Source organism: Pseudomonas sp. BF-R-01, from assembly GCF_019946615.1.
Lineage (GTDB): Bacteria > Pseudomonadota > Gammaproteobacteria > Pseudomonadales > Pseudomonadaceae > Aquipseudomonas > Aquipseudomonas migulae.
Window position 1 is genome coordinate 12192 of record NZ_JAGYFX010000035.1, and the last position, 24755, is coordinate 36946.

29 protein-coding genes are annotated in these 24755 nt (G+C 60.7%); 10 read left to right on the plus strand and 19 right to left on the minus strand.

Annotated features, from left to right (window positions below; all coding sequences use genetic code 11):
• Nucleotides 1-126: 126 nt before the first annotated feature.
• Genes rsmD through KGB27_RS15060 form a run of 3 tightly spaced genes read right to left on the minus strand, consistent with a single transcriptional unit; the run spans nt 127 to nt 3579 of the window.
• A complete protein-coding gene (rsmD, locus tag KGB27_RS15050) occupies nt 127-741 on the minus strand; it encodes a 16S rRNA (guanine(966)-N(2))-methyltransferase RsmD (RefSeq protein WP_008040791.1) in 615 nt (204 codons plus the stop codon).
• On the minus strand, nt 741-2231 hold the full coding sequence (locus KGB27_RS15055; protein WP_223555132.1) for a M16 family metallopeptidase: 1491 nt from the start codon (nt 2229-2231) through the stop codon (nt 741-743). Before KGB27_RS15055 ends, rsmD begins: the two co-directional genes overlap by 1 nt.
• Entirely contained in the window at nt 2224-3579 is a 1356-nt protein-coding gene (locus tag KGB27_RS15060) for a M16 family metallopeptidase (RefSeq protein WP_008040793.1), read from the minus strand. The genes KGB27_RS15055 and KGB27_RS15060 overlap by 8 nt, the downstream gene beginning before the upstream one ends.
• A 343-nt stretch (nt 3580-3922) precedes the next feature.
• Between KGB27_RS15060 and ftsY the strand changes: the two genes are divergently transcribed.
• The 4 genes from ftsY (at nt 3923) to rpoH (ending at nt 8073) form a co-directional block, all read left to right on the plus strand.
• Entirely contained in the window at nt 3923-5419 is a 1497-nt protein-coding gene (ftsY, locus tag KGB27_RS15065; RefSeq protein WP_223555134.1) for a signal recognition particle-docking protein FtsY, read from the plus strand.
• Nucleotides 5416-6087, plus strand: coding sequence for a cell division ATP-binding protein FtsE (gene ftsE / locus KGB27_RS15070; protein ID WP_008026149.1), 672 nt, complete (start codon nt 5416-5418; stop codon nt 6085-6087). Before ftsY ends, ftsE begins: the two co-directional genes overlap by 4 nt.
• The gene (gene ftsX / locus KGB27_RS15075) at nt 6084-7106 is read left to right on the plus strand and encodes a permease-like cell division protein FtsX (protein ID WP_008026150.1); all 1023 of its coding nucleotides are present in this window, start codon (nt 6084-6086) and stop codon (nt 7104-7106) included. Before ftsE ends, ftsX begins: the two co-directional genes overlap by 4 nt.
• Nucleotides 7107-7218: 112 nt before the next feature.
• Nucleotides 7219-8073, plus strand: coding sequence for an RNA polymerase sigma factor RpoH (gene rpoH / locus KGB27_RS15080; RefSeq protein WP_007897890.1), 855 nt, complete (start codon nt 7219-7221; stop codon nt 8071-8073).
• Nucleotides 8074-8254: 181 nt separating this feature from the next.
• Here rpoH and mtgA read toward each other — a convergent pair whose 3' ends face one another.
• Nucleotides 8255-8977: a monofunctional biosynthetic peptidoglycan transglycosylase gene (mtgA, locus tag KGB27_RS15085; RefSeq protein WP_008026152.1), complete on the minus strand. Its 723-nt coding sequence runs from the start codon at nt 8975-8977 to the stop codon at nt 8255-8257.
• 74 nt (nt 8978-9051) lie between these two features.
• On the opposite strand from mtgA, the gene KGB27_RS15090 reads away from it, so the two are divergent.
• From KGB27_RS15090 to trmB, 4 genes are all read left to right on the plus strand, one after another.
• Nucleotides 9052-9423: a DUF423 domain-containing protein gene (locus tag KGB27_RS15090; protein ID WP_223434048.1), complete on the plus strand. Its 372-nt coding sequence runs from the start codon at nt 9052-9054 to the stop codon at nt 9421-9423.
• A gap of 90 nt (nt 9424-9513) precedes the next feature.
• Entirely contained in the window at nt 9514-9714 is a 201-nt protein-coding gene (gene thiS / locus KGB27_RS15095) for a sulfur carrier protein ThiS (protein WP_008026157.1), read from the plus strand.
• Between the two features lie 60 nt (nt 9715-9774).
• On the plus strand, nt 9775-10569 hold the full coding sequence (locus KGB27_RS15100; protein WP_008036703.1) for a thiazole synthase: 795 nt from the start codon (nt 9775-9777) through the stop codon (nt 10567-10569).
• A 9-nt stretch (nt 10570-10578) separates the two neighbouring features.
• Nucleotides 10579-11304, plus strand: a complete 726-nt coding sequence (gene trmB, locus KGB27_RS15105) for a tRNA (guanosine(46)-N7)-methyltransferase TrmB (protein WP_223555136.1) — start codon at nt 10579-10581, stop codon at nt 11302-11304.
• Between the two features lie 120 nt (nt 11305-11424).
• Here the strand turns inward: trmB and KGB27_RS15110 are convergent, their stop codons facing one another.
• The 9 genes from KGB27_RS15110 to KGB27_RS15150 all read right to left on the minus strand — a co-directional run bounded on the left by KGB27_RS15110 (nt 11425) and on the right by KGB27_RS15150 (nt 18165).
• Nucleotides 11425-11748, minus strand: coding sequence for a DUF3392 domain-containing protein (locus KGB27_RS15110; protein ID WP_008026163.1), 324 nt, complete (start codon nt 11746-11748; stop codon nt 11425-11427).
• Nucleotides 11749-11770: 22 nt separating this feature from the next.
• Entirely contained in the window at nt 11771-12976 is a 1206-nt protein-coding gene (hemW, locus tag KGB27_RS15115) for a radical SAM family heme chaperone HemW (protein ID WP_223555138.1), read from the minus strand.
• Nucleotides 12973-13569 (minus strand): RdgB/HAM1 family non-canonical purine NTP pyrophosphatase, encoded by a 597-nt coding sequence (gene rdgB, locus KGB27_RS15120; RefSeq protein ID WP_008036695.1) that lies wholly within the window; start codon nt 13567-13569, stop codon nt 12973-12975. The genes hemW and rdgB overlap by 4 nt, the downstream gene beginning before the upstream one ends.
• Nucleotides 13566-14000, minus strand: a complete 435-nt coding sequence (locus KGB27_RS15125) for a DUF4426 domain-containing protein (protein WP_223555140.1) — start codon at nt 13998-14000, stop codon at nt 13566-13568. Before KGB27_RS15125 ends, rdgB begins: the two co-directional genes overlap by 4 nt.
• A 26-nt stretch (nt 14001-14026) precedes the next feature.
• Nucleotides 14027-14647, minus strand: a complete 621-nt coding sequence (gene metW, locus KGB27_RS15130; protein ID WP_008026169.1) for a methionine biosynthesis protein MetW — start codon at nt 14645-14647, stop codon at nt 14027-14029.
• Between the two features lie 7 nt (nt 14648-14654).
• Complete coding sequence (gene metX, locus KGB27_RS15135; protein ID WP_008036684.1) at nt 14655-15794, minus strand: homoserine O-succinyltransferase MetX; 1140 nt, start codon at nt 15792-15794, stop codon at nt 14655-14657.
• A gap of 217 nt (nt 15795-16011) precedes the next feature.
• Nucleotides 16012-16599 carry a YggT family protein gene (locus KGB27_RS15140; RefSeq protein ID WP_192227547.1) on the minus strand — a complete coding sequence of 196 codons (588 nt, stop codon included), beginning with the start codon at nt 16597-16599 and terminating at the stop codon, nt 16012-16014.
• A gap of 24 nt (nt 16600-16623) precedes the next feature.
• Nucleotides 16624-17442: a pyrroline-5-carboxylate reductase gene (proC, locus tag KGB27_RS15145; protein ID WP_223555143.1), complete on the minus strand. Its 819-nt coding sequence runs from the start codon at nt 17440-17442 to the stop codon at nt 16624-16626.
• A 36-nt stretch (nt 17443-17478) separates the two neighbouring features.
• The gene (locus tag KGB27_RS15150; RefSeq protein WP_008026178.1) at nt 17479-18165 is read right to left on the minus strand and encodes a YggS family pyridoxal phosphate-dependent enzyme; all 687 of its coding nucleotides are present in this window, start codon (nt 18163-18165) and stop codon (nt 17479-17481) included.
• Nucleotides 18166-18222: 57 nt separating this feature from the next.
• Between KGB27_RS15150 and KGB27_RS15155 the strand changes: the two genes are divergently transcribed.
• Complete coding sequence (locus KGB27_RS15155; RefSeq protein ID WP_223555145.1) at nt 18223-19257, plus strand: type IV pilus twitching motility protein PilT; 1035 nt, start codon at nt 18223-18225, stop codon at nt 19255-19257.
• A gap of 131 nt (nt 19258-19388) precedes the next feature.
• On the opposite strand, the gene KGB27_RS15160 is transcribed toward KGB27_RS15155, so the two are convergent.
• A complete protein-coding gene (locus KGB27_RS15160) occupies nt 19389-20009 on the minus strand; it encodes a C40 family peptidase (RefSeq protein ID WP_008036675.1) in 621 nt (206 codons plus the stop codon).
• 250 nt (nt 20010-20259) lie between these two features.
• Between KGB27_RS15160 and KGB27_RS15165 the strand changes: the two genes are divergently transcribed.
• The gene (locus tag KGB27_RS15165; RefSeq protein WP_008026184.1) at nt 20260-20691 is read left to right on the plus strand and encodes an NINE protein; all 432 of its coding nucleotides are present in this window, start codon (nt 20260-20262) and stop codon (nt 20689-20691) included.
• 94 nt (nt 20692-20785) lie between these two features.
• Here KGB27_RS15165 and KGB27_RS15170 read toward each other — a convergent pair whose 3' ends face one another.
• The 5 genes from KGB27_RS15170 to KGB27_RS15190 form a co-directional block, all read right to left on the minus strand.
• Nucleotides 20786-22057: a dihydroorotase gene (locus tag KGB27_RS15170; RefSeq protein WP_008026186.1), complete on the minus strand. Its 1272-nt coding sequence runs from the start codon at nt 22055-22057 to the stop codon at nt 20786-20788.
• Complete coding sequence (locus tag KGB27_RS15175) at nt 22054-23058, minus strand: aspartate carbamoyltransferase catalytic subunit (protein ID WP_008026189.1); 1005 nt, start codon at nt 23056-23058, stop codon at nt 22054-22056. The genes KGB27_RS15170 and KGB27_RS15175 overlap by 4 nt, the downstream gene beginning before the upstream one ends.
• Before the next feature lie 27 nt (nt 23059-23085).
• Nucleotides 23086-23589, minus strand: coding sequence for a bifunctional pyr operon transcriptional regulator/uracil phosphoribosyltransferase PyrR (gene pyrR / locus KGB27_RS15180; protein ID WP_008026190.1), 504 nt, complete (start codon nt 23587-23589; stop codon nt 23086-23088).
• A gap of 82 nt (nt 23590-23671) precedes the next feature.
• Nucleotides 23672-24109, minus strand: coding sequence for a Holliday junction resolvase RuvX (ruvX, locus tag KGB27_RS15185; protein WP_007945492.1), 438 nt, complete (start codon nt 24107-24109; stop codon nt 23672-23674).
• Complete coding sequence (locus KGB27_RS15190; RefSeq protein WP_032832312.1) at nt 24109-24681, minus strand: YqgE/AlgH family protein; 573 nt, start codon at nt 24679-24681, stop codon at nt 24109-24111. The genes ruvX and KGB27_RS15190 overlap by 1 nt, the downstream gene beginning before the upstream one ends.
• Nucleotides 24682-24755 lie beyond the last annotated feature (74 nt).

The window sequence follows — 24755 nt, forward strand, 5'->3', positions numbered from 1 at the left end:
ATGCGAGTTATTTCGCACGTTCACAATGGGTTAACGCAGTAGAACCCTGCTACATGGAATGTGTTGCCGTTTGAAAAACAAGCGGAGTGGGTAGCAGGATGGGCAACTTGCCCATCCCGGTGATTTTTAAGAAGGTGTTTCTATGCTTCGTTGCCACAACGAATAGTAGACGCGCCCGGATTTCTGCTCACGGTGCAGGCGCCAGTTGGCCGGCAGGCCAAGCGTCGAGGGGGCGGTTTCGCTTTCGGTGTACACCCACGCGTCGTCCGCCAGCCATTGGCGCTCTTCGAGCAGGGTGCATACGGTCGGCAACAGGTTCTGGTTGAACGGCGGGTCGAGGAACACTAGGTCGTAAGCCACTGCTGGCTGGGTTTCCAGATAGCGCAAGGCGTCGGCAGTCTGAACCTGGCCGGTGGTGCAACGCAGCGTGCCCAGATGTTCCTTCAGGCTGGACACCGCGATATTGCTCGCGTCCAGCGCCTGGCCCATGGCCGCGCCACGGGACAAGGCTTCAAGAAACAGCGCGCCGCTGCCGGCGAACGGGTCGAGCACCTTGGCCCCGGCCACATACGGCGCGAGCCAGTTGAACAGGGTTTCACGCACCCGGTCCGGGGTCGGGCGCAGGCCCGGCGCGTCAGGGAAGCTCAGCTTTCGGCTGCGCCATTCACCGCCGATGATGCGCAGTTGGTTCACGCCGTTGTGCACGTTATGAACAGGTTTTTTTGGACGGGAAGTGGCCATTAATGCTCCGGAACCCCGAGCGGCTGCTCGGCAGGTTTATCAGTAGGGGCCGGTAACGGCTTTTGCGGCACGGTCGGGCCAGCGCTGACGATGACCATTTTGTCCGTGCTCAAGTGTTTGTTCAGTGCGGCTTTGACTTGTTCGACTGTCAGGCTCTGGGACTGCTGCATGAAGTCCTCCAGATAGCTCAACGGCAGATTGTAGAAACCCATCGCACCGAGCTGGCCGACGATATCGGCGTTGCTGGCGGTGGACAGCGGGAAGCTGCCGGCCAGTTCACGCTTGGCATCGTCGAGTTCTTTTTCGGTCGGGCCGGTTTTAAGGTAGTCGGCGAGCACGTCCTGCACCAGTTTCAGCGTGCCTTCGCTCATCTCGGCGCGCGTTTGCAGGTTGATCATGAACGGGCCGCGCGTCTGCATCGGGGTGAAGCCCGAATACACGCCGTACGTCAGGCCGCGCTTCTCGCGCACTTCACTCATCAAGCGGGTGCCGAAGCCACCGCCGCCGAGGATCTGGTTGCCCATGGACAGTGCGGCGTAATCCGGATCGTCACGGTCGATGCCCAGTTGCGCGAGCATCAGGTTGGTCTGCTTGGACGGAAACTCGATGTGGCCGATGCTGGCTTTCGGTTCTTCAGGTTGCGGCAGTTTCGCCAGCGCCGGGCCTTTTGGCAGCGCACTGGAGACTTGCGCAGCAATCGCCTCGGCTTCGGCGCGGGACAGGTCCCCCACCAGCGCTATCACCACGTTGCCGGCGGCGTAGGCTTTTTCATGGAACGTCTTCAACTGAGCCAGGGTGATGGCTGGTACGGTTTTCGCCGTGCCATCGCTGGAATGCGCGTACGGGTGATCGCCGTACAAGCGGTTCATCAGCTCGATACTGGCCAGTTTGCCGGGGTTCTGTTTCTGGTATTCGAAGCCGGCGAGCATCTGGTTCTTGATGCGCGCAAACGAATCGGCGGGGAAGGTCGGTTTGCCGACAACTTCGGAGAACAACTTCAACGCAGGCTCGCGTTTGTCGGTGGCACTGAGGCTGCGCAGCGACGCCAGCGCCATGTCCTTGAACGCACCGTTGCCAAAGTCAGCGCCCAGGCCTTCGAAGCCTTGAGCGATAGCGCCGACATCTTTGCCGGCCACGCCTTCGTTGAGCATCGCATTGGTCAGTACCGCCAGGCCCGGCGCATCGCCGTCCTGGCTGCTGCCGGCGGCGAAGATCAGGCGCATGTCGAACATCGGCAACTCGCGGGCTTCAACGAACAGCACCTTGGCGCCTTCGGCGGTGTTCCAGGTTTGCACGTTGAGCGAGCGGCGGCTCGGTGCCTTGCCGTCGAGTTCGGCCAGCGATTGCAGTTTCTGGCTGGACTTGGCCTTGTCGAGGGCTTCGCTGGCGTTGGAGTGGTCGGTCTTCAGGAAATAGAAGGCAGCGGAGCCAATCAATGCGACAGCGACCAGGCCGATCAGGGCCAGACGTGGTTTTTTATGCTCACTCATGAGTCGTCTCCAGTGGCAGGACATGGGCGACGCTGAGACGTTCGCGGGTGAAATACAGCTTGGCGGCTTTCTGGATGTCTTCTGGCGTGACGCTTTCCAGTTCGGCCAGTTCGGTATCCATCAGCTTCCAGGACAGGCCGACGGTTTCCAGTTGGCCGATAGCGGTGGCCTGGCTGGTGATCGAATCGCGCTCGTAAACCAGGCCGGCGATCACTTGAGCCCGCACGCGCTCCAGCTCTTCGGCAGACGGTGCGGTGGTTTTCAGCTGCTCGAGCAGCTTCCACAAGCCGGCTTCGGCCTGGGCCATGGTTTTGTTTTTCTGGGTGTTCGGCGATGCCGACAGGGTGAACAGGCTGTCGCCGCGGGTGTAGGCGTCGTAGCTCGACGAACCGCCGGACACCAGCTCTTCGCCGCGCTCCAGTTGCGTCGGGATGCGCCCGCTGTAGCCGCCGTCGAGCAGGGCCGAGATCAGGCGCAAGGCGTTGACCGAACGCTTGTCTTCGGCGGTGGCGATGCTTGGCACGTTGAAGCCCAGCATCAGGCTCGGCAGTTGGGTCTGCACGTGCAGCGTAATCTGCCGCTCACCGGGCTCGGCCAGTTCGACCGGTTTTTTCGCCGGTGGCACGTCGCGTTTGGCGATCGGGCCGAAGTAGCGCTGGGCCAGGGTTTTCACTTCGTCCGGGGTTACGTCGCCGACCACCACCAGCGTGGCGTTGTTCGGCACGTACCAGGATTGGTACCAGTGGCGCAGCTCTTCGACTTTCATGCGGTCCAGGTCAGCCATCCAGCCGATGGTCGGCGTGTGGTAACCGCTGGCCGGGTAGGCCATGGCCTTGAAGCGTTCGTAGGCCTTGGACATCGGCTTGTCGTCGGTGCGCAGGCGACGTTCTTCTTTAATGACTTCGATCTCGCGGGCGAACTCGTCGGCCGGCAGGCGCAGGCTGGCCATGCGGTCGGCTTCGAGTTCGAAGGCCACGCCCAGACGGTCGCGGGCCAGCACCTGGTAATAAGCGGTGAAGTCGTCGCTGGTGAACGCATTCTCTTCGGCGCCGAGGTCTCGCAGGATCAGCGAGGCTTCGCCGGGACCGACTTTCTCGCTGCCCTTGAACATCATGTGTTCCAGGGCGTGGGACAAACCGGTCTGCCCCGGCGTCTCGTAGCTGGAGCCGACCTTGTACCAGACCTGGGAAACCACCACTGGCGCGCGATGGTCTTCGCGCACGATGACCTTCAGGCCATTGTCGAGGGTGAATTCGTGGGTGGGTTGCGGATCGGCAGCAAAGACTGAAAGTGGCAGACAAACTGTGCTGAGCAGCAGGCCTGCAGCGCGGCGGGCTAGAGCATTCATTCGTTTTTAAACCTGTTGAGCTGCCCGCTTGGTCTTAGCGTCGGCGGGCGAGAGGGTGCTAGGATACTGATCCGTTTTACTGGCGGCCACGCCTATCAGGCCTTTGCGTTTGATCAGGTTGTATGGGTTTGCGGCAGAAGGTTGGAATTTATCAACTAAACTCTGCTTTTTCGCCGATTTTGCCGCGTTAGTCCTTCGTGAAATCGTTTCCGTGAGGTGCCACTTGCACCTCTACAAAATGTTGCGCGTGAACAAGCTGGGTCAATCGCAGTCTGTTCTGCATCGAATATTTATTTGCCGAGGCGCCCTTTGGCGCGTCGCTACCGTGAGATAGCCGTCCTCCATGTTTGGTTCCAACGACGACAAGAAAGCCCCAGCTGCGGCTGGCGAGAAGAAAAGCCTGTTCGGATGGCTGCGCAAAAAGCCGCAGGAAACCGTCGTCGAACAGCCACAGCCCATTCCTGAGCCAGTACCTGCGCCGGTAATAGATGAAGCGCCGGCGCCGGTTGTCCTGCCGATCTCCGAGCCGGTGCTGCAATCGCTGGTTGAGGCGCAACCTGATGTCGTGGCTGAGCAGCCGCTGCCGCCTGCCGCCGAGCCGTGGCTGACCTTGCCGGTAGCGGAAGAGCCGGTATCGTTGGTCGAAGACGAACTGGCGCCGCACATTACGCCGCCGATTCCTGCGCCGAGTGCGTTTTCTCCTGCGCCCGTTCAGGTGCCAGTGATTGAGCCAGTTGTTGTGGCCGAACCTGCGCCGGTTATTCCTGAACCTGTGATTCCAGCCTTTGTTGCGCCGGCTGCTCCAGTTGCTCAAGCACCAGTGCCTGCGCCGGTCGTCGCCCCCGTTGCCGCCGCGCCCGTCGTGCCGGTCGAAACACCCGTCGAGCCTGTGCGCACCGAAGAAACCAAAGCCGGTTTCTTCGCCCGCCTCAAGCAAGGCCTGTCCAAGACCAGCGCCAGCATCGGCGAAGGCATGGCGAGCCTGTTCCTTGGCAAGAAAATCATCGATGACGAGCTGCTTGAAGACATCGAAACCCGTCTGCTGACCGCCGACGTGGGCGTTGAAGCGACTTCGGTGATCATCCAGCGCCTGACCCAAAAGGTTGCCCGCAAAGAGCTGGCCGATGCCGACGCGCTGTACAAGTCCCTGCAGGCGGAACTGGCGGCGATGCTCAAGCCGGTTGAGCAACCCCTGAAAATCACCTCGCAGAACAAGCCGTTCGTGATCCTGGTTGTTGGCGTCAACGGCGCCGGCAAGACCACCACCATCGGCAAGCTGGCGAAGAAGCTGCAACTCGAAGGCAAGAAAGTCATGCTGGCGGCGGGCGACACCTTCCGCGCCGCCGCAGTCGAGCAATTGCAGGTCTGGGGCGAGCGCAACAAGATTCCAGTGATCGCCCAGCACACCGGCGCCGACTCGGCTTCGGTGATCTTCGACGCCGTGCAAGCCGCCAAGGCCCGTGGCATTGACGTGTTGATCGCCGACACCGCCGGTCGGCTGCACACCAAAGACAATTTGATGGAAGAGTTGAAGAAGGTTCGCCGGGTCATCGGCAAGCTCGACGCCGACGCGCCGCACGAAGTGCTGCTGGTGCTCGACGCCGGCACCGGGCAGAACGCGATCAACCAGGCCAAGCAATTCAACCAGACCGTCGAACTGACCGGCCTGGCGCTTACCAAGCTCGACGGCACCGCCAAGGGCGGGGTGATTTTCGCCCTGGCCAAGCAGTTCGGCCTGCCGATTCGCTACATCGGCGTCGGTGAAGGCATCGATGACTTGCGTACCTTTGAAGCAGAACCCTTTGTCCAGGCACTGTTTGCCGAGCGGGAGCGTTCATGATTCGTTTCGAACAGGTCGGTAAACGCTACCCGAACGGTCACGTCGGCTTGCATGAGCTGAGCTTTCGAGTCCGTCGGGGCGAATTCTTGTTTGTAACCGGCCATTCCGGCGCCGGTAAAAGCACCTTGTTGCGCCTGCTGCTGGCAATGGAGCGTCCGACCACCGGCAAATTGCTGCTGGCCGGTCAGGACCTCGGCACCATCAGCAACGCGCAGATTCCTTACCTGCGTCGGCAGATCGGCGTGGTGTTCCAGAATCACCAGTTGCTGTTCGATCGCACGGTGTTCAACAACGTGGCCCTGCCGTTGCAGATTCTTGGTTTGTCCAAGGCCGAAATCGCCAAGCGTGTGGATTCGGCACTGGAGCGCGTGGCGCTGTCGGACAAGACCGATCTGTACCCCGGCGACCTGTCCACCGGCCAGCAACAGCGCGTCGGTATCGCCCGCGCCATCGTTCACCGCCCGGCCTTGCTGCTGGCGGATGAACCGACCGGTAACCTCGACCCGCGCCTGGCGGCCGAGATCATGGGCGTGTTCGAAGACATCAACCGTCTGGGCACCAGCGTGCTGATCGCCAGTCACGACCTGGCCCTGATCGCCCGCATGCGTCACCGCATGCTGACTCTGCAACGCGGCCGACTGATCGGTGACGGGGAGGCTGGGGAATGAGTGCGACACGCAGCCCTAAAGTCTCCGAGCGCGTGGCGCCGAAAGCCGCCGATCCGCAACCGCAGAAGAAAAAACACGACGATGACGACGGTCCGGACTTCGCCACGCTGTTCCGCGCCTGGATTGAAAGCCATCGCGCCAGTCTGCTGGACAGTCTGCGGCGCCTGGGCAAGCACCCCATCGGCAGTTTCTTCACCTGCATGGTGATGGCGGTTGCCTTGAGTTTGCCGATGGGTCTGTCACTTTTGCTAAGTAACGTCGAGCGTCTCGGCGGTTCCTGGCAGCGCGCGGCGCAGATTTCCCTGTACCTGCAACTTGAGGTCAGCCCGGCTGAAGGCGAATCGTTGCGCGATCAGATCAAAGGCATTCGAGGTGTAGCTGATGCCGAATATGTCGGTCGTGATCAGGCGCTGGAAGAGTTTCAGCAGCAGTCCGGCCTGGGCGAAGCGTTGAAGGAACTGCCGGAAAACCCGCTGCCAGGTGTGGTGCTGGTGACCCCGAACGAAGTCGACAAGCCCGCGCTTGAAGCATTACGACAAAAACTTTCCGAGCTGCCGAAGGTACAACAGGCGCAACTTGATCTAGTCTGGGTCGAGCGTCTGGCAGCCATCCTCAAGCTGGGTGACCGTTTTGTCTTCGGTCTGACCGTGCTTCTGATTTCTGCATTACTTTTGGTGATAGGCAATACCATTCGTCTTCATATTGAAAACCGCCGCACAGAGATAGAAGTGATTAAACTCGTCGGCGGCACTGACAGCTATGTGCGCAGGCCCTTTCTATATATGGGCGCGTTGTATGGCTTCGGTGCGGGGATACTTTCCTGGGGCGTATTGGCGTTTGGCCTGAACTGGCTGAACGAGGCAGTGGTTGGACTGGCCGGTTTGTATGGCAGTAATTTTGCGCTGGCCGGAGTGCCAGTTGCCGACGGTCTGTCTCTCTTGCTTGGCGCGGTGCTGTTAGGGTATATCGGTGCATGGATTGCAGTCGCACGCCACCTGAGGGAGCTTGCGCCTAAGTAGTATCATTTTGCTCGTATTGACCTTTCAGCGTTTATGGGAACTTGTCTTTTGGTTTCCGGTCAATTTTCGCAGTGCTGAACTGCACGAGTTTGTAAGACGGAGGTTTTTTCGTATGACCAATTCTTTGCAACCTGCATATGCTCTGGTCCCGGGTGCGAACCTGGAGGCCTACGTGCACACCGTGAACAGCATTCCATTGCTGACGCCGGAGCAGGAGCGTGAACTGGCCGAGAGTCTCTACTATGAGCAGGATTTGGGGGCGGCTCGGCAGATGGTGCTCGCCCACCTGCGTTTTGTCGTACATATCGCCCGTAGCTATTCCGGCTACGGTCTGGCTCAGGCTGACCTGATCCAGGAAGGTAACGTCGGTCTGATGAAGGCCGTGAAGCGCTTCAACCCGGAAATGGGTGTGCGTCTGGTTTCGTTCGCTGTGCACTGGATCAAGGCGGAAATTCACGAGTTCATCCTGCGCAACTGGCGCATTGTGAAAGTCGCGACCACCAAGGCCCAGCGCAAGCTGTTCTTCAACCTGCGCAGCCAGAAGAAACGTCTGGCGTGGCTGAACAACGAGGAAGTCCATCGTGTGGCGGAAAGCCTCGGCGTAGAGCCGCGGGAAGTGCGCGAGATGGAAAGTCGACTGACCGGCCATGACATGGCCTTCGACCCGGCCGCAGAAGCGGACGACGACAGTGCTTTCCAGTCGCCGGCCAACTATCTGGAAGACCACCGGTACGACCCGGCCCGTCAACTGGAAGACGCCGACTGGAGCGACAACTCCAATCACAATCTGCACGAAGCGCTGGAAGTACTGGACGACCGCAGCCGTGACATCCTTTATCAGCGCTGGTTGGCTGAAGAGAAAGCCACGCTGCACGACCTGGCGCAGAAGTACAACGTGTCGGCCGAGCGTATTCGTCAGCTCGAGAAGAGCGCGATGAACAAGCTCAAGTTGTCGATCGCCGCCTAAGCTGCGCGAAGGCAATAAAAAACGCCCCGATCATTGATCGGGGCGTTTTTGTTTGTATCGAGTACGCAAAACCCCCTGTAGGAGCGAGGCTTGCCCGCGAAGGGGCCGTACCAGTCACTATCATCATCGACTGACACACCGCCTTCGCGGGCAAGCCTCGCTCCTACAGGGATAGCGTCAATCACTGGGCCCAAGGCGCCCGGCGCGAATCGTTGAGCCCCAGCAGATAGCTGTCGCCACCCAGCTGGCTCATCTGCTGCCGAATCCACCCGGCGCGACGTGCGACGTAATTCGTCGGGTGACTCGCGCTCCACACCCGTGGGTTAGGCAATACAGCCGCCAGATAACTGGCCTGCTGCCGGGACAGCGACTTGGCGCTTACACCAAAGTGATGGCGAGCCGCCGCTTCCGCGCCAAACACCCCGTCATCCCACTCGACGCTGTTCAGGTACACCTCAAGAATCCGCTGCTTGGGCCAGAACACTTCGATCAGCCCGGTAAACCAGGCTTCCAGACCTTTGCGCAGCCAGCTACGGCCGGACCATAAAAACAGGTTTTTCGACACTTGCTGGCTCAAGGTGCTGGCGCCGCGAACCGAACCCCCCAGCTCGTTGTGCGCCAGGGCTGCGCGGATCGCGCCGAGGTCAAAACCCCAGTGCTCCGGGAATTTCTGATCCTCACCGGCAATCACCGCGACTTTAAGGTCGTCGGAGATTTCATCCCAGGGTTTCCAGGTGCGTTGCAGGTCGATGGGCTCGCCGTCGAACCAGGATTCGATCTTGCGCTCGACCATCAGCGTCGTGCCCGGTGGCGGCACCACGCGGAAAATCAGCACCAGCAATACGCTGCCGCCCGCGAACCAGAGCACGGCCTTTGTAAATCGTCGTAAAAATAAACGCAGCATAGAGATGGCTTGGCCGAACCCATTGAGCGGGCCATTATACAGACCCTGTTGATCGAGTCTGACTGGAGTTCTTCATGCTGCGTGGCTTTCTGATGCTGGCCGCTTTCTTCGGCTTCACCGGCGTTGCCCTTGGCGCATTCGCCGCCCACGGCTTGAAAAGCCGCCTGACGCCTGAATACCTGACGATTTTCCACACTGGCGTCACCTACCAATTGGTGCACACCTTGGCATTGCTGGGTGTCGCACTGCTTGCCACGCAGATTCAGGGTCGTTTGATCACGTGGGCCGGCGCCTCTTTCGCCATTGGCATCCTGCTGTTTTCCGGCAGTTTGTACCTGTTGACCCTGACCGGTATCAGCAAGCTCGGAATCATCACGCCCTTCGGCGGCCTGGCATTCCTGATCGGTTGGCTCTGTCTGGGCCTTGCCGCCTGGCGGTTGAGCTGACCGGGTGGTCCATTTCATGACGAATGGCTTGGGTCGCCAAGACTGATCGGGCTAGAATGCCAGCCCCTAAAAATGATGGCGGCATCCGGCATGCGCATTCAGTTGAACGGCGAATCCCTTGAACTGCCCGACGGTGAAACCGTTGCGGCCCTGCTGACCCGTCTGGAACTGACCGGACGCCGGGTAGCGGTCGAACTCAATCTGGATATCGTCCCGCGCAGCCAGCATGCGGACACCACATTGAACGACGGCGATTCAGTCGAAGTGGTACACGCCATCGGCGGCGGCTAGTCGCCCGGCCCGCAAGGGCACAGAATTCTGCAAGAACCTCACCCCTACAGAGGATTTCCCATGAGCATCGTTCGTAGCGACAAGCCCTTCGTCCTGGCCGGTCGTACTTACCAGTCGCGTTTGCTGGTAGGCACCGGCAAGTACCGTGACATGGAAGAAACCCGACTGGCCATCGAGGCCTCGGGTGCCGAGATCGTCACCTTCGCCGTGCGCCGCACCAACCTCGGCCAGACCCCGGGCGAACCGAACCTGCTCGAAGTCCTGTCGCCGGATCGCTACACCTTCCTGCCTAACACCGCCGGTTGCTTCGACGCTACCGAGGCTGTGCGCACTTGCCGCCTGGCCCGTGAGCTGCTCGGTGGTCACAATCTGGTGAAGCTGGAAGTGCTGGCGGACCAGAAAACCCTGTTCCCCAACGTGATCGAAACCCTCAAGGCCGCCGAAGTGCTGGTCAAGGAAGGCTTCGACGTGATGGTCTACACCAGCGATGACCCGATCATCGCCCGTCAACTGGCGGAAATCGGCTGCATTGCGGTCATGCCGCTGGCCGGTCTGATCGGCACGGGCCTGGGGATCTGCAACCCGTACAACCTGCAGATCATCCTCGAAGAGGCCAAGATTCCCGTGCTGGTGGATGCCGGTGTCGGTACCGCTTCCGACGCCACCATCGCCATGGAGCTGGGTTGCGAGGCGGTGCTGATGAACTCGGCCATCGCCCATGCCCAGCAGCCGATCATGATGGCTGAAGCCATGAAACACGCCATCGTTGCAGGCCGCCTGGCCTACCTCGCCGGCCGCATGCCGAAAAAACTCTATGCCAGCGCCTCTTCGCCGCTGGATGGTCTGATCAAGTAAGAGCCATTGATGACTGAATCAAACGACACGCCAATCCAGACGGAAGAAGGCGACGAGCGCCAACACCGCCGCATCAAGAGTTTCGTGATGCGCGCCGGGCGCATGACCGAAGGCCAGCAAAAAGGTCTGGAACAGGGCACGCCGCTGTTCGTGCTGCCATTGGCCGACGCGCCGGTGGACTTCGACCAGGTATTCGGTCGTTCGGCACCGCGTTCGCTGGAAATCGGTTTCGGCATGGGCCATTCGCTGCTGGAAATGGCCGCCGCTTCGCCGGAACAGGATTTCATTGGCGTGGAAGTGCACCGTCCGGGTGTGGGTGCGCTGCTCAATGGCGTGCTGACTCAGGGCCTGACCAACCTGCGGGTCTACGATTGCGACGCGATCGAAGTGCTCAACCGTTGCGTGGCCGACAACAGCCTCGATCGCCTGATGCTGTTTTTCCCGGACCCATGGCACAAGAGCCGCCACCACAAGCGTCGTATCGTTCAGGCGTCGTTCGCTGAACTGGTGCGCAGCAAGTTGAAGGTCGGCGGTATTCTGCACATGGCCACCGACTGGGAACCGTACGCTGAATACATGCTGGAAGTGATGAACGTTGCGCCGGGTTACCGCAACCTGGCCGAAGACGGCAAGTGCGTGCCACGCCCGGCCGAGCGCCCGATCACCAAGTTCGAACGCCGTGGCGAACGTCTTGGGCATGGCGTGTGGGACCTGAAGTTCGAAAAGCTGTCCTGAGCCCTACGCAATAAACCTGTAGGAGCCGGCTTGCTGGCGATGGAGTGTCAGACACATCAATGTTGACTGACACACCATCGCCAGCACGCCGGCTCCTACAGGTTTTTTTGTGTCCGGAAATCAGCGGCGGTCGGCGACTACGCCGATGAGCACCAACACCACCAACAACACCGGCGCCAGGCTGTAGTTGTTGAACTGGCTCAAACCACGAACGATCCACGGTGTGGCGTAGATCAGTGCGGCACCGCTGCCGATCATGCACACCAGCGCGAGCAACGGGACGCGCAAAGCGCCGGCGATGCTACCCAGGCGTTGATCGATCCAGGCTTTGATGTCCGCGCCGAACAGCACCAGCAAACAGCCCACCAGCGCCAGAGAGATTTCCGACAGGTTGCTGCGGCTCCAGCGGGAGACGGTGGCGAGCAGGTCGAGTATCAAATCCATTCGTTTTCCCTTACGGCTGAAATCAGCTCAGAAATGTTTGCAGCAAGTCATTGAGGAACAATTGCCCGCGCTCGGTGGCCGCCAGGCGTGACGGTTCGACCTGCAACAGGCCGCTTTGTTCGGCTTCGCGGCGGCCTTCGGCGAGGCTTTCCAGGCTCAGCCCGGTGCGCTCCGGATACAGCCGTGATTCCACGCCATCAGTCAGGCGCAAAGCGTTCATCAGGAAATCGAACGGCAGTTCATCGTTGGTCAGCGCTTTCTCGCCAGCCTTGAAGCTTTTCGCCGGGTTCAGGTAATCCTTCGGCAGGCGCGTCTTCCAGGTGCGTACGATGCGCCCGTCCGGATGACTGAGCTTGCCGTGGGCGCCGGCGCCGATGCCGATGAAGTCGCCGAAGCTCCAGTAATTGAGGTTATGCCGCGCCGGACGACCGGGCAGGGCATACGCCGAGACTTCGTATTGTGCGTAACCGTGCTCGGCGAGCAGCGCCTGGCCGGCCTCTTGAATGTCCCACAGCGTGTCGTCTTCCGGCAGCACAGGCGGCTGGTTCCAGAACACCGTGTTCGGCTCCAGCGTCAGCTGATACCAGGACAAGTGGGTCGGCTTCAGGGCGATGGCCTGGCGCAGATCGCTCAGGGCGTCGTCCAGCGACTGATCGGGCAAACCGTGCATCAAGTCCAGGTTGAAGTTATCGAACCCGGCCTGGCGCGCCATGCCGGCGGCACGCACCGCTTCATCGCCGTTGTGAATCCGCCCCAGAGCCTTGAGTTTCTCTTCCTGAAAGCTCTGGATGCCGATCGATAGCCGATTGATGCCCAGCGCGCGGTAGGCGACGAACTTCTCTTGCTCGAACGTGCCTGGATTGGCCTCCAGGGTGATTTCAATGTCGCTGGCAAACGGAATCCGTTGCTCGACGCCTTTGAGCAAACGGCCCAAGGCTTCGGCGCTGAACAGGCTCGGCGTGCCACCACCAAAGAAGATCGAGCTCAACTCGCGGCCGTAGACCGCGTGCAAATCCTGATCAAGGTCCGCCAGCAAGGCGTCGACGTACTCTTCTTCCGGCAGCACGGGGCTTGCGGTGTGGGAGTTGAAGTCGCAATAAGGGCATTTGCGCACACACCACGGGATGTGGATGTACAGCGCCAGGGGCGGCAGCACGGGGAGCGCGGCCCGAGGCGATTGTGCGCCGCCGCCGTAGATCAGCGGTGACGCGGATGATTCACGGGTCATTTCAAGCCCAGACGCTGGCGCAGCAGATCCATTGCACGGGCGCGGTGGCTGATGAGGTTCTTGTCGCTCGGGCTCAGCTCGGCGCTGGAGCAATCGCGCTCGGGCACCCAGAACAGCGGATCGTAACCGAAACCGTGCTCGCCACTGGCTTGGGTCAGGATGCGCCCATGCCACAGCCCTTCGCAGAGGATCGGCAGCGGATCATCAGCGTGGCGCACCAGCGCCAGCACGCAAACGAACTGCGCGCCACGCTCGGCTTGCGGCACGTCTTTCAAGGCATCGAGCAGTTTGGCGTTGTTCGCCGCATCGCCTTTGCCGTCAGCGTAACGAGCCGAGTAGATACCCGGCGCGCCACCGAGGAAATCCACCGCCAGCCCGGAATCGTCGGCCAGCGCCGGCAGGCCGGAAATACGCGCGGCATTGCGGGCCTTGAGAATGGCGTTCTCGACGAACGACAGACCGGTTTCTTCAGGCTCGACGCTGCTGAACTCGCCGATCGAGCGCAGATGCACCGAGTCGCCGAGCATGGCCTGGAGTTCCTTGAGTTTGCCGGCGTTGTGGCTGGCCAGTACGAGTTGCGTGAAATTCATCATTGGCCGGGGAAAAGCTCTTGTTGGAAACTGATGGTGTTGGTTTTGTCGCCGGTCTGCACTTTGATATCGAAGGTGCGGACTTCCTGCTGCTCCACAGGGTATTGCGCAATGTAGTAGATCGCGCCTTGTTCGGTGATCTGCTTGAAGTTCAACGGCACACTTTGGCTGGTAAGGTCTTTGACCGTGCCGCTGACGTTAGAGACCAGCGGTTTGCCATCCTTGATCACCGAGACGTTGATCACGCCCTGGTTCTTGCTGCGGATCAGTTCGGCGGACTTGGCAATGTCCGGTGTCAGGAAAGTGGAGTTGAAGGTGTTGTAATGCACCGTCACGTCACCGAAGGTTTCCTTGCGTTCGCCCTTGATGACGTCGGCGGCCATGGCGGTAACGCTCAGGCAGGCAGTGAGTAGAAATAACGCTAGACGACCCATGATCGTTCTCCTTGAAATAGGGTGGTTCAGACCGCGACCTTGTGATCCTGCAGTCCTGGACTGCTGACGCGGTAAATACCGATCTCACCTAACAGATTAGGCCATAGCTTACTGGCCCACCCGTGCCGATGCTGTTGATCCACGGCAAGCCGATCAATGACCTTGGCTTCACGTTCGCGGCAAAGTGCTTCAAAGTCTTCGAAAGTGCAAAAGTGGATGTTCGGCGTGTTGTACCAGGTGTACGGCAGAAACTCGGACACCGGCATCCGGCCCTTGCTCGCCAGGTACCAGCGGCAGCGCCAGTGGCCGAAGTTGGGGAAGGTGATGATGCATTGGCGACCGACCCGCAGCATTTCGTCGAGGATCTTGTCCGGGTAGTGCACGGCTTGCAGCGCCTGGGTCATGACCACGACGTCGAAACTGTTGCTGGCAAAGTTGCCCAGGCCCTTGTCCAGGTCCTGCTCGATCACGTTGATGCCCTTGGCCACGCACTCGGCGATGTTGTCCGGGTCGTTTTCCAGGCCGTAGCCGGTGACTTGCTTGTTGTCGCGCAGCCACGTCAGCAGCTCGCCGTCACCGCAACCGAGGTCGAGCACGCGGCTGCCGGCGGGGATCCATTCCTGGATGATTTCCAGATCAGCTCTCATGGCTTTCTCACAACGTAATGCGGTTCATGTAATTGCCGAATGCCTGCAGATAGCGCGGGATCGGAATCAGGAAGGCGTCGTGGCCTTGCGGAGCGTCGATCTCGAGGTAGCAGACGTCTTTCTTGGCCGCCATCAGCGCGTCCACCAGTTCCCGCGAGCGGGCCGGGGAGAAGCGCCAGTCGGTGGTGAAGGACATCACGCAGAACTTGGCCGAAGCGCCGGCGAAGGTTTTCGCCAGGTCATCGTCGAAGTTTGCCGCCGGGTCGAAGTAGTCCAGCGCCTTGGTCATCAGCAGGTAGGTGTTGGCATCGAAACGCCCGGAGAACTCTTCGCCCTGATAACGCAGGTAGCTTTCAACCTGGAACTCGACGCTGTGGAAGTCGTAGTTGAGCTTTTCGCTCTTCAGGCCGCGGCCGAATTTTTCGCCCATCGAGTCATCGGACAGATAAGTGATGTGCCCGACCATCCGCGCCAGCATCAAGCCGCGCTTGGGGATCACGCCCGCTTCCTGGAACGAACCACCGTGGAATTCGGGGTCGGTGAGGATTGCCTGGCGTGCGACTTCGTTGAAGGCGATGTTCTGTGCCGACAGCTTCGGTGCCGAGGCAATGGCCAGGCAGTGACGAATGCGATCGGGGTAGGTGATGCTCCATTGCATCGCCTGCATGCCGCCGAGGCTGCCACCAATCACGGCGGCCCATTGGCTGATGCCGATCCGGTCGGCCAGGCGCGCCTGGCTGTGCACCCAGTCTTCCACGGTCAGCACCGGGAAATCGGCGCCGAACGGCTTTCCGGTTTCCGGGTTGACGCTGCTCGGGCCCGTGGAGCCGTTGCAACCGCCGAGGTTGTTCAGGCTGACCACGAAGAACTTGTTGGTGTCGATTGGCTTGCCGGGGCCGATGCAGCTGTCCCACCAACCGGGTTTGCGGTCGTCGGGGCTGTGGAAGCCGGCGGCGTGATGGTGACCGGACAAGGCGTGACAGATCAGCACGGCGTTGCTCGCCGTGGCGTTCAGCGTGCCGTAGGTTTCGTAAATCAGGTCATACGCTGGGAGCGAACGGCCGCAGGCCAGGGCCAGGGGTTCACTGAAGTGCGCCACTTGCGGCGTCACCAGACCAACAGAATCGGCGGGAAAGGCAGTTGGCATCGACCCTGCTCTCGTTGAAATGAGGCGTAAGTCTAAAGACCGGTGGGGTTAGCGGCAAGCAAAGGCCGGGCCTGATTTCATTCAGTTGAACCGAGGCGCTACATTCGCGGGCAAGCCTCGCTCCTACAGGTAATGTGTCGTTCGCCAATATCGCGATCGACTCTAAATCTGTAGGAGCGAGGCTTGCCCGCGAAGAACGATGATGCGGTCTTCCTGATCAGATCAGACCAAGCAGCCCCTGCGGCATGAGGGCAAAGTACGCCAGTCGCGGAATCAGCCAGCTTTGCAGCAATTGGATCACGATAAACGCGAAGATCGGCGAGATATCGAGGCCGCCCAGGTTCGGAATGATCCGGCGGAACGGGGCCAGTACCGGTTCAGTAATCTGCGCGACCAGTTCGGCGCCCGGATTGTGGCTACCCGGCGCGACCCAGGACAGAATCACGCTGATGATCATCGCCCAGAAAATAATATTCAAAAACAGCGAGAACAGCGCAATCAGCGCCCACGGCACCAGCAGCACCCAGTCGACCATGAAGCCTTTGAGCGACACGATGACCGCGATCAGCAGCATCTGCACGATCAGCGCCAGCACCAGTGACGACATGTCCAGCCCGAACATGCTCGGGATGACGCGGCGCAGAGGCTTGAGCAGCGGCTGGGTAGCCTTGACGATGAACTGGCAGAGCGGGTTGTAGAAGTTCGCCCGGACCAGTTGCAGGATGAAGCGCAACAGCACAATCAGCAGATACAGGCTGCCCAGGGTCTTGATGATGAAAATGGCAGCGTCGTTGAGTCCTAGCATCATTTATTCCTTTGTAAGGGCTGATTAGCGACCGAGCTGCTCAGCCATCTCGGCCGAGCGGTGCGCAGCGGCGCCGAGTGCTTTTTCTACCAGCGCTTCGAAGCCGCCAGCCTGGAACGATTTGATTGCAGCTTCTGTGGTGCCCGCCGGCGATGTCACACGGCGACGCAGTTCAGCCGCGTCGACATCGCTGGCAACCGCCATGTGTGCGGCGCCCAAGGCAGTTTGCAGGGTCAGTTGGGCAGCGATGTCCGCCGGCAGGCCGAGCTTCACACCGGCGGCGGTCATGGCTTCGATCAACAGGAAGAAATACGCCGGGCCCGAGCCGGAGACGGCGGTGACGGCGTCCAGTTGCTGCTCTTCATTCAGCCACAAGGCGATGCCCACGGCCGACAGCAGTTCTTGCGCTTGTTGGCGCTGTTCTGCGGTGACTTCGGCGGTGGCGAACAAACCGCTCACGCCCTGACGCAGCAGCGCCGGGGTATTGGGCATACAGCGCACGATCGGTTGCGCGCCGAGCCAGTTGGTCATGCTGGCGCAGGTGATGCCGGCGGCGATGGATACCACCAGTTGATCCGGTTTCAAGCTCGGGCGAATCGCTTCGCACACGGCTTTCATCGCTTGCGGTTTGACCGCCAGAACGACCACGTCGGCGCCTTGAATGGCCTCGGCGTTGTCAGCGAATACTTCGATGCCGTGTTCGGCGTTCACTTTGGTGCGGGTTTCTGCGCCCGGGTCGCTGGCGCGGATCTGCGCGGCGTCCAGACCTTTGGCGCGCAGGCCGCCGATCAGGCTGGCGGCCATGTTGCCGGCACCGATAAAGGCAATACGAGTTTTGCTCATGTCAGGTCCTTATAAATAGAAGAGTCGGCCATGGGTTCAAGGCTGACCGTAGTCGCGGGCGCCAAACAGGGCCGTACCGATGCGGACCCAAGTGGCGCCTTGGGCGATGGCCGACTCAAGGTCGTGGCTCATGCCCATGGAAAGTGTGTCGAGCGGCAGGTTCAGGCTGGCTTGCAGGCTTTGCACGGCAGCAAAAGCGGCATCCTGGGCGGCGCGATCTTCCGTCGGTTCGGGAATCGCCATCAGCCCGCGCAGCTTGATGCGCGGCAGTTCGCTGATGGCGTTGGCCAGGGCCGGCAGGTCGGCCGGGGTGCAACCGGATTTGCTGGCCTCACCGCTGACATTGACCTGGATGCAGATGTTCAGTGGCGGCAGATCGGCAGGGCGTTGTTCGGACAGGCGTTGTGCGATTTTCAAGCGATCCACGGAATGCACCCAAGCGAAGTGCTCGGCGATAGCGCGAGTCTTGTTCGATTGAATGGGGCCGATGAAGTGCCAGATCAAGGGCAGGTCGGCCAATTCGAGCTGTTTGCCCAGGGCTTCCTGCAGGTAGTTCTCGCCAAAGTCGCGCAGGCCGGCGGCATGTGCTTCGCGCAGGGCCTCGGCGGGCTTGGTCTTGCTCACGGCCAGTAGCTGGACGCTGTGTTCGTCACGGTGGGCGGCGAGGGCGGCAGCCCGGATGCGTGAACTAACCAGGGCTATGTTGTCTGCTATCGTGGACATTCAAGAGGCGCCAGCGGGTCTGAGGTTGGCGGCATTCTACTGGAATTGAGGAGTGCTATGGATATCACTGAGCTGCTGGCGTTCAGCGCCAAACAAGGAGCGTCCGACTTGCACCTGTCGGCAGGCCTGCCACCGATGATTCGCGTCGACGGCGATGTGCGGCGCATCAATCTGCCAGCCCTGGATCACAAGGAAGTTCAGGAGCTGGTCTACGACATCATGAACGACACCCAGCGTGTGGATTTCGAGAAACACCTGGAAACCGACTTTTCCTTTGAGGTGCCCGGCGTTGCGCGTTTCCGGGTCAATGCGTTCAACCAGAGCCGTGGCGCCGGCGCGGTGTTCCGAACGATTCCGTCGAAGGTCCTGAGCATGGAAGACCTCGGGATGGGGGAAGTGTTTCGCAAGATTACCGACTCCCCCCGTGGCCTGGTGCTGGTCACCGGCCCGACCGGTTCCGGCAAGTCCACCACCCTGGCGGCGATGATCGACTACCTGAACAACCATCGTCATCACCACATCCTGACCATTGAAGACCCGATCGAATTCGTCCACGAATCACGCAAATGCCTGATCAATCAGCGCGAAGTCCATCGCGATACCCGTAGCTTCGCCACAGCCTTGCGCTCGGCGTTGCGGGAAGACCCGGACGTGATTCTGGTGGGCGAGATGCGTGATCTGGAGACTATTCGCCTGGCGCTGACGGCTGCCGAGACTGGCCATCTGGTGTTCGGCACGTTGCACACCTCGTCGGCGGCGAAAACTATCGACCGGATCGTGGATGTGTTTCCGGGGGAAGAGAAGTCGATGGTGCGTTCGATGCTGTCCGAGTCGCTGCTGGCGGTGGTGTCGCAGACGCTGGTGAAGAAGATCGGCGGCGGGCGGATCGCGGCGCACGAAATCATGCTGGGAACGTCGGCGATCCGTAACCTGATCCGCGAGGACAAGGTGGCGCAGATGTACTCGTCGATTCAGACCGGCGGGAATCTGGGGATGCAGACGCTGGATATGTGCTTGAAGGAGTTGGTGACCAAGGGCTTGATCAGCCGCGAGCATGCGCGGGATAAGGCGCGGTCGCCGGATAATTTTTGACCAGTCCGGAAACGCCATCGCGAGCAGGCTCGCTCCCACAGGTGAATGCATTCCAATGTGGGAGCGAGCCTGCTCGCGATGGGGACGGCAGGTTCAAAGCAAAATCCCGGGTTGGGCCCGGGATTTTCAATTCAGCGTTGAACAACCTGCAGCGTGTTCTTCTCTTTAGGCAGAACCCGCTTGGCAACCACGTAGTGGCTTTCCCAGTACGGTTTCTTCAAGGTGTCGATGGTCACCGACTTGCCACGGCGTGGTGCGTGGATGAAGCGGTCGTTGCCCAGGTAGATGGCAACGTGATTGACCCGGCGGCTCTTGATGTTGAAGAAAATCAGGTCGCCCGGCTTCAGGTCGCCGCGTTCGACTTTCTCGCCATGACCGCTGGCCATGGCGTTTGAGGTGCGCGGCAGGTCAAATGTGGCGTCGTTGAACGCGTATTTCACCAAGCCGCTGCAATCGAACCCTTTACTTGGGCTACTGCCGCCCCAACGGTAAGGTGTACCGAGGACGTTGACGGCACGGCTCAGCACATTGCTGCTTTCCTTGGTCGCCATCGGCGGGACAAGCTTGCTGTTGGCTTTGCTCAGCGAGGTCGGTTGCTTGGCAGTTTGTTTGTTTTTGCTCGAAGGAGCAGAAACATGGGATTTTGGGGTGTAACCATTAACGTTAGGAAGACGTTGCTCACGATTGGTGGCGTGGGCGGCCAGTGGCATCAAAAGGCAAATGGTTAGCCATGTCTTGAAAAATGGACGCATTAGGCAAGGCTCGTGTTGGTTAGCGCGAAACTTTATAACAGCTTTTTTTGTCATTCCGAGGCCGTTGGTCGATTCAACCTGGCGGTCAACGGAGCCCAATACGCGGCAAATAGACGCAATTGTCGGACAGAAGTCAGGTGCTATAAGGGTTTGACGGGAGACACGGTAGCATTTGCCATACGTCGGCCACCTGTAAAAAAGTCACAAAGAATTCAAGAATATTTATCTATCGTGTGATTCGAGGCCATTCATGAACACCTATCGACACCCCGTTCCACATCAAGATACCCACAGCAAAGTGATCGGTTACCTGCTGTGGATTTTCGGTTTTACCGGTGCTCACCGCTTTTATTACGGCAAACCGGTGACCGGGACGATCTGGTTTTTCACCCTGGGTTTACTGGGTATCGGCTGGCTGATCGACGTGTTCCTGATCCCGGCCATGGATCGTGAAGCGGACCTGCGTTTCACCGCCGGGCCTATCGAATACAACGTTGCGTGGATTCTGCTGACGTTTCTGGGCGTGTTCGGCGTGCACCGGATGTATCAGGGGAAGTGGATCAGCGGGTTGCTGTACCTGGTGACGGGCGGGTTGTTCTTTCTGGGGGTTTTGTATGACTTCTGGACGCTGAATGACCAGGTTTCCGTGCGTAACGCGCAGAATCGCGGCACTTTCCAGTAAGTCATCGCTAGCAGGCTAGCTCCCACACAGGATCTGTGAACGACACAAATCCCCCGTGGGAGCTAGCCCTGCTAGCGATTGGGACAACGCGGTCTTAAGCCTGGTGGCTAATCCGCCCATCCACCAGCGTGTAACGCACCACGCCCGGCAAGCTATGCCCAATGAACGGGCAGTTCTCACCCTTGGACAGCCAGGTTTCACCGGCCACGGTCGAAGCCGCCGGATCGAACAGCACAATATCCGCCGCACCACCCACCGCCAGTTTCCCCGCCGGCAAGCGCAAGGCTTGCGCAGGCCCGGCACTCAGGCGTGCCAGCAGCGTCGGCAGATCGAGCAAACCGTCTTCCACCAGCGTCATCGCCAGCGGCAGCAACAGTTCAACGCTGCTGATCCCAGGCTCCGTCGCACCAAACGGCGCCAGTTTGGCGTCCCGTTCATGGGGCTGGTGATGACTGGAAATCGCCGAAACCACCCCGGATTTCACCGCCTCACGCAAGCCATCACGGTCTGCGCGGGTGCGCAGCGGCGGCTGGACGTGATAGAGGCTGCTGAAGTCGATCAGCGCTTCATCGGTCAGGATCAACTGGTACAGGGCGACATCCGCCGTCACCGGCAATCCACGCGCCTGGGCCTGAGCAATCAGGGCCACGCCGCGAGCGCTGGTCAGCTGGCTGAAGTGCGCGCGCACGCCACTTTGCTCGACCAGCAACAGATCACGGGCCAGCGCCACGGTTTCTGCGGTTTCCGGAATACCCGGCAAGCCGAGGAAGCTGGCGGTCGGACCTTCATGCGCCAAGCCACCTTCGGCCAGATCATGGTCCTGCGAGTTGAAAATCACCGTCAGGTCAAAAGTCGCCGCGTACTCCAGCGCCCGGCACAGGGTGCGGGTGTTGCGGAAGCTTTCCAGACCGTTGCCGAAGGCCACGCAACCGGCATCGCGCAACGCCACGAGCTCGGCCAGTTGCTCGCCGTCCAGGCCTTTGCTCAGGGCGCCAATCGGGAACACCTTGGTGTTGCCGGCCTCGCGGGCGCGGTCGAGGATCAGTTCGGCCACGGCCGAGGTGTCCAGCACCGGTTTGGTCTTCGGCGGGCAGCACAGGCTGGTCACGCCACCGGCAGCGGCGGCGCGGGTTTCGCTGACGATCGAGCCTTTACGGCTGTAGCCCGGCTCGCGCAGGGCGACGTTCAGGTCAACCAGCCCCGGTGCGGCCACCAGGCCTTGGGCGTCGATGGTATCGACGGCAACAAAACCGGCGGGTGCGGCGCCAAGGGCGACGATCTTGCAGGCTTCGATGTGGATATCAGTCACTTGATCCAGCCCGCTGACTGGATCGATCACGCGGGCGCCGAGAATGCTGAGCTTCACTGAACGTTCTCCTGCTCGAATTGGCGCTGGGCAGTCTGCCCGCTCATGGCCATGGACAGCACGGCCATACGAATCGCGATGCCGTAGGTTACCTGGTTGAGAATCACCGAATGCGGACCATCGGCCACCGCCGACTCAATCTCGACGCCCCGGTTGATCGGCCCTGGGTGCATGACGATGCAATCCGGTTTGGCCCCGGCCAGGCGCGCGGTGGTCAGGCCGAACAGGCGATAGAACTCGCCTTCGCTCGGCAGCAGGCCGCCAGTCATGCGTTCGCGTTGCAGGCGCAACATGATCACCACGTCGACGTCTTTCAGGCCTTCGGTCATATCGGTGTAGACCTTCACGCCGTATTGCTCGATGCCGATCGGCAGCAGGGTTTTCGGCGCGATCACGCGGATGTCCGGGCAGCCGAGGGTTTTCAGCGCCAGCATGTTCGAGCGCGCCACCCGCGAGTGCAGGATGTCGCCGACGATGGCCACGGACAGGTTTTCGAAGCTGCCTTTGTGCCGACGGATCGTCAGCATGTCGAGCATGCCTTGGGTCGGGTGCGCGTGACGGCCGTCGCCGCCGTTGATGATCGCCACTTGCGGGCACACGTGTTCGGCGATGAAGTGCGCGGCGCCGGAATCACCGTGGCGCACGACGAACATGTCGGCGGCCATGGCTTCCAGGTTGCGCAGGGTGTCGAGCAGGGTTTCGCCCTTGCTCGCCGACGATGTCGAGACGTTGAGGGTGATCACGTCCGCCGACAAGCGCTGGGCCGCCAGTTCGAAGGTGGTGCGGGTGCGGGTGGAGTTCTCGAAGAACACGTTGCACACGGTCTTGCCGCGCAGCAGCGGGACTTTCTTCACTGCCCGGGCGCCGACTTCGAGGAACGAGTCGGCGGTGTCGAGGATTTCCGTCAGCAGCTCGCGGCGCAAGCCGTCGAGCGAGAGGAAGTGGCGCAGCTGGCCCTGATCATTGAGCTGCAGCGGGCGCTTGGTTTCTAGAGGCGTCATCGCGAGGGGGACTCTCAATAGGGCGAATTAAAGGGCGAGGTCTTGCAGTTCGAGCTTGAGTTCCGGACCGGACAGCTTCACGCGCTCGTGGGCGGCCAGCGATAACGTCGCGCCGACCACGTTCGGGCGGATCGGCAGCTCGCCGGCGTCCAGGTCCAACAGGCACACCAGCGTCACGCTGGCCGGGCGGCCGTAGTCGAAGAGTTCATTCATCGCGGCGCGGATGGTGCGGCCGCTCATGAGTACGTCGTCGATCAGCACCAGGTCCTGGCCTTCGATCTCGAACGGCAGCGCCGAAGGGCGCACCTGCGGGTGCAGGCCGTTCTGGCTGAAATCGTCACGGTAGAAAGACACGTCCAGGGTGCCGAGCGGCGCGTCGCTGCCCAGTTCTTCGAGCAACGCCTGGGCAACCCAGACGCCGCCGGTACGAATACCGATGTAGCGCGGTTCGCTGATGCCACGGTGTTCCAGATGTGCCTTGAGACGGATCGCCATCTGGCTGATCAGTTCGGCGGGATTGGGCAGGCTCATGGTTGCTCCTTCTTGGGCCCGGGCCGGGTGCTGCTGGCGGTGGCTCGGGTTGTCGCTATAGAGAGTCGCTTGTTACGGCTCTTCAGGATTCGAACAGTGCGCTGTTTTCATCGAGCCAGCCTTGCAGCAGCAGGGCGGCGGCGATGGCATCGACCGGGTTGTCGCGGTAACTGCCCTTTTGCCCGCCGCGATCACGTCGTTCGCCCTTGGCTTCAAACGTGGTCAGACGTTCATCGTGGGTATAGAAGGGCAGGTTGTAGCGACCGTTGAGGCGGCGGGCGAACTTCTCGGCGCGCAGGCACATGTCGCTGGGCGTGCCGTCCATATTCAACGGCAGGCCGACCACCACGGCATCGGGCTTCCACTCTTTGATCAGCGCTTCGACCTGATTCCAGTCGGGCACCCCGTTTTGTGCCTTCAAGGTGCACAGCTCGCGGGCCTGGCCGGTAATCACCTGGCCGACCGCCACGCCGATCTGTTTGGTGCCGTAGTCGAAACCCAGAATCAGCCGCAGGGCCATCAGGCGTGTCCCGCCTGGCTGGTGAGCAGGCTGAGGTTGACGCCCAGGTGCTTGGCCGCTGCTTCGAGGCGCAATTCGCTGCTGGTGTTGAACAGGATGTCGGCATCGAACGGGCAGGTCAGCCAGGCGTTCTGCGCCAGTTCGGCCTCAAGTTGTCCGGCTTCCCAGCCTGCGTAACCGAGGGCGATCAGGCTTTTTGCCGGGCCGACGCCATCGGCGATGGCGAACAATACGTCCTGGGAGGTGGACAACGAGAGGTCGCCTTCCAGATCAACGGTCGCCTGAAACTGCTTGCCCGACGGGTGCAGGACAAAACCGCGATCGGTCTGCACCGGGCCGCCGATGAAGATCGGCACATGCTGGCAGAGCAGCGGTGGCTCGATATTGGGGCGCAATTGCTCGAGGATATCGGCCAGATTCAGGTCTTGCGGACGGTTGACCACCAGCCCCATGGCACCATTGGCCGTGTGCTCGACGATGTAGGTCAAGGTGTGGGCAAAGTTCGGGTCGGCCATGTGAGGCATGGCGATCAGGAAGTGATGCTTGAGGTAGCTTGGGCTGACGTTCTTCATGAGCGCTAGTGTGGCGTTGGAGGGGCGAACTGACAAGCTGGGGATGCACAGGAAATGCCTGCGTGGGTGTCTTT

Excerpts from the sequence above, each read along its gene's own strand:
- hemW (WP_223555138.1), bottom strand. The coding sequence starts at position 12,976 with ATGACCCGTGAATCATCCGCGTCACCGCTGATCTACGGCGGCGGCGCA.
- ftsX (WP_008026150.1), top strand. The coding sequence starts at position 6,084 with ATGAGTGCGACACGCAGCCCTAAAGTCTCCGAGCGCGTGGCGCCGAAA.
- KGB27_RS15100 (WP_008036703.1), top strand. The coding sequence starts at position 9,775 with ATGAGCATCGTTCGTAGCGACAAGCCCTTCGTCCTGGCCGGTCGTACT.
- KGB27_RS15155 (WP_223555145.1), top strand. The coding sequence starts at position 18,223 with ATGGATATCACTGAGCTGCTGGCGTTCAGCGCCAAACAAGGAGCGTCC.
- KGB27_RS15060 (WP_008040793.1), bottom strand. The coding sequence starts at position 3,579 with ATGAATGCTCTAGCCCGCCGCGCTGCAGGCCTGCTGCTCAGCACAGTT.
- KGB27_RS15125 (WP_223555140.1), bottom strand. The coding sequence starts at position 14,000 with ATGGGTCGTCTAGCGTTATTTCTACTCACTGCCTGCCTGAGCGTTACC.
- rdgB (WP_008036695.1), bottom strand. The coding sequence starts at position 13,569 with ATGATGAATTTCACGCAACTCGTACTGGCCAGCCACAACGCCGGCAAA.
- trmB (WP_223555136.1), top strand. The coding sequence starts at position 10,579 with ATGACTGAATCAAACGACACGCCAATCCAGACGGAAGAAGGCGACGAG.
- thiS (WP_008026157.1), top strand. The coding sequence starts at position 9,514 with ATGCGCATTCAGTTGAACGGCGAATCCCTTGAACTGCCCGACGGTGAA.
- ftsE (WP_008026149.1), top strand. The coding sequence starts at position 5,416 with ATGATTCGTTTCGAACAGGTCGGTAAACGCTACCCGAACGGTCACGTC.
- KGB27_RS15165 (WP_008026184.1), top strand. The coding sequence starts at position 20,260 with ATGAACACCTATCGACACCCCGTTCCACATCAAGATACCCACAGCAAA.
- KGB27_RS15160 (WP_008036675.1), bottom strand. The coding sequence starts at position 20,009 with ATGCGTCCATTTTTCAAGACATGGCTAACCATTTGCCTTTTGATGCCA.
- KGB27_RS15055 (WP_223555132.1), bottom strand. The coding sequence starts at position 2,231 with ATGAGTGAGCATAAAAAACCACGTCTGGCCCTGATCGGCCTGGTCGCT.
- KGB27_RS15090 (WP_223434048.1), top strand. The coding sequence starts at position 9,052 with ATGCTGCGTGGCTTTCTGATGCTGGCCGCTTTCTTCGGCTTCACCGGC.
- pyrR (WP_008026190.1), bottom strand. The coding sequence starts at position 23,589 with ATGAGCCTGCCCAATCCCGCCGAACTGATCAGCCAGATGGCGATCCGT.
- rsmD (WP_008040791.1), bottom strand. The coding sequence starts at position 741 with ATGGCCACTTCCCGTCCAAAAAAACCTGTTCATAACGTGCACAACGGC.
- KGB27_RS15150 (WP_008026178.1), bottom strand. The coding sequence starts at position 18,165 with ATGTCCACGATAGCAGACAACATAGCCCTGGTTAGTTCACGCATCCGG.
- metX (WP_008036684.1), bottom strand. The coding sequence starts at position 15,794 with ATGCCAACTGCCTTTCCCGCCGATTCTGTTGGTCTGGTGACGCCGCAA.
- ftsY (WP_223555134.1), top strand. The coding sequence starts at position 3,923 with ATGTTTGGTTCCAACGACGACAAGAAAGCCCCAGCTGCGGCTGGCGAG.
- KGB27_RS15140 (WP_192227547.1), bottom strand. The coding sequence starts at position 16,599 with ATGCTAGGACTCAACGACGCTGCCATTTTCATCATCAAGACCCTGGGC.
- ruvX (WP_007945492.1), bottom strand. The coding sequence starts at position 24,109 with ATGGCCCTGCGGCTGATTCTGGGTTTCGACTACGGCACCAAACAGATC.
- KGB27_RS15190 (WP_032832312.1), bottom strand. The coding sequence starts at position 24,681 with ATGAAGAACGTCAGCCCAAGCTACCTCAAGCATCACTTCCTGATCGCC.
- rpoH (WP_007897890.1), top strand. The coding sequence starts at position 7,219 with ATGACCAATTCTTTGCAACCTGCATATGCTCTGGTCCCGGGTGCGAAC.
- KGB27_RS15110 (WP_008026163.1), bottom strand. The coding sequence starts at position 11,748 with ATGGATTTGATACTCGACCTGCTCGCCACCGTCTCCCGCTGGAGCCGC.
- mtgA (WP_008026152.1), bottom strand. The coding sequence starts at position 8,977 with ATGCTGCGTTTATTTTTACGACGATTTACAAAGGCCGTGCTCTGGTTC.
- proC (WP_223555143.1), bottom strand. The coding sequence starts at position 17,442 with ATGAGCAAAACTCGTATTGCCTTTATCGGTGCCGGCAACATGGCCGCC.
- metW (WP_008026169.1), bottom strand. The coding sequence starts at position 14,647 with ATGAGAGCTGATCTGGAAATCATCCAGGAATGGATCCCCGCCGGCAGC.
- KGB27_RS15175 (WP_008026189.1), bottom strand. The coding sequence starts at position 23,058 with ATGACGCCTCTAGAAACCAAGCGCCCGCTGCAGCTCAATGATCAGGGC.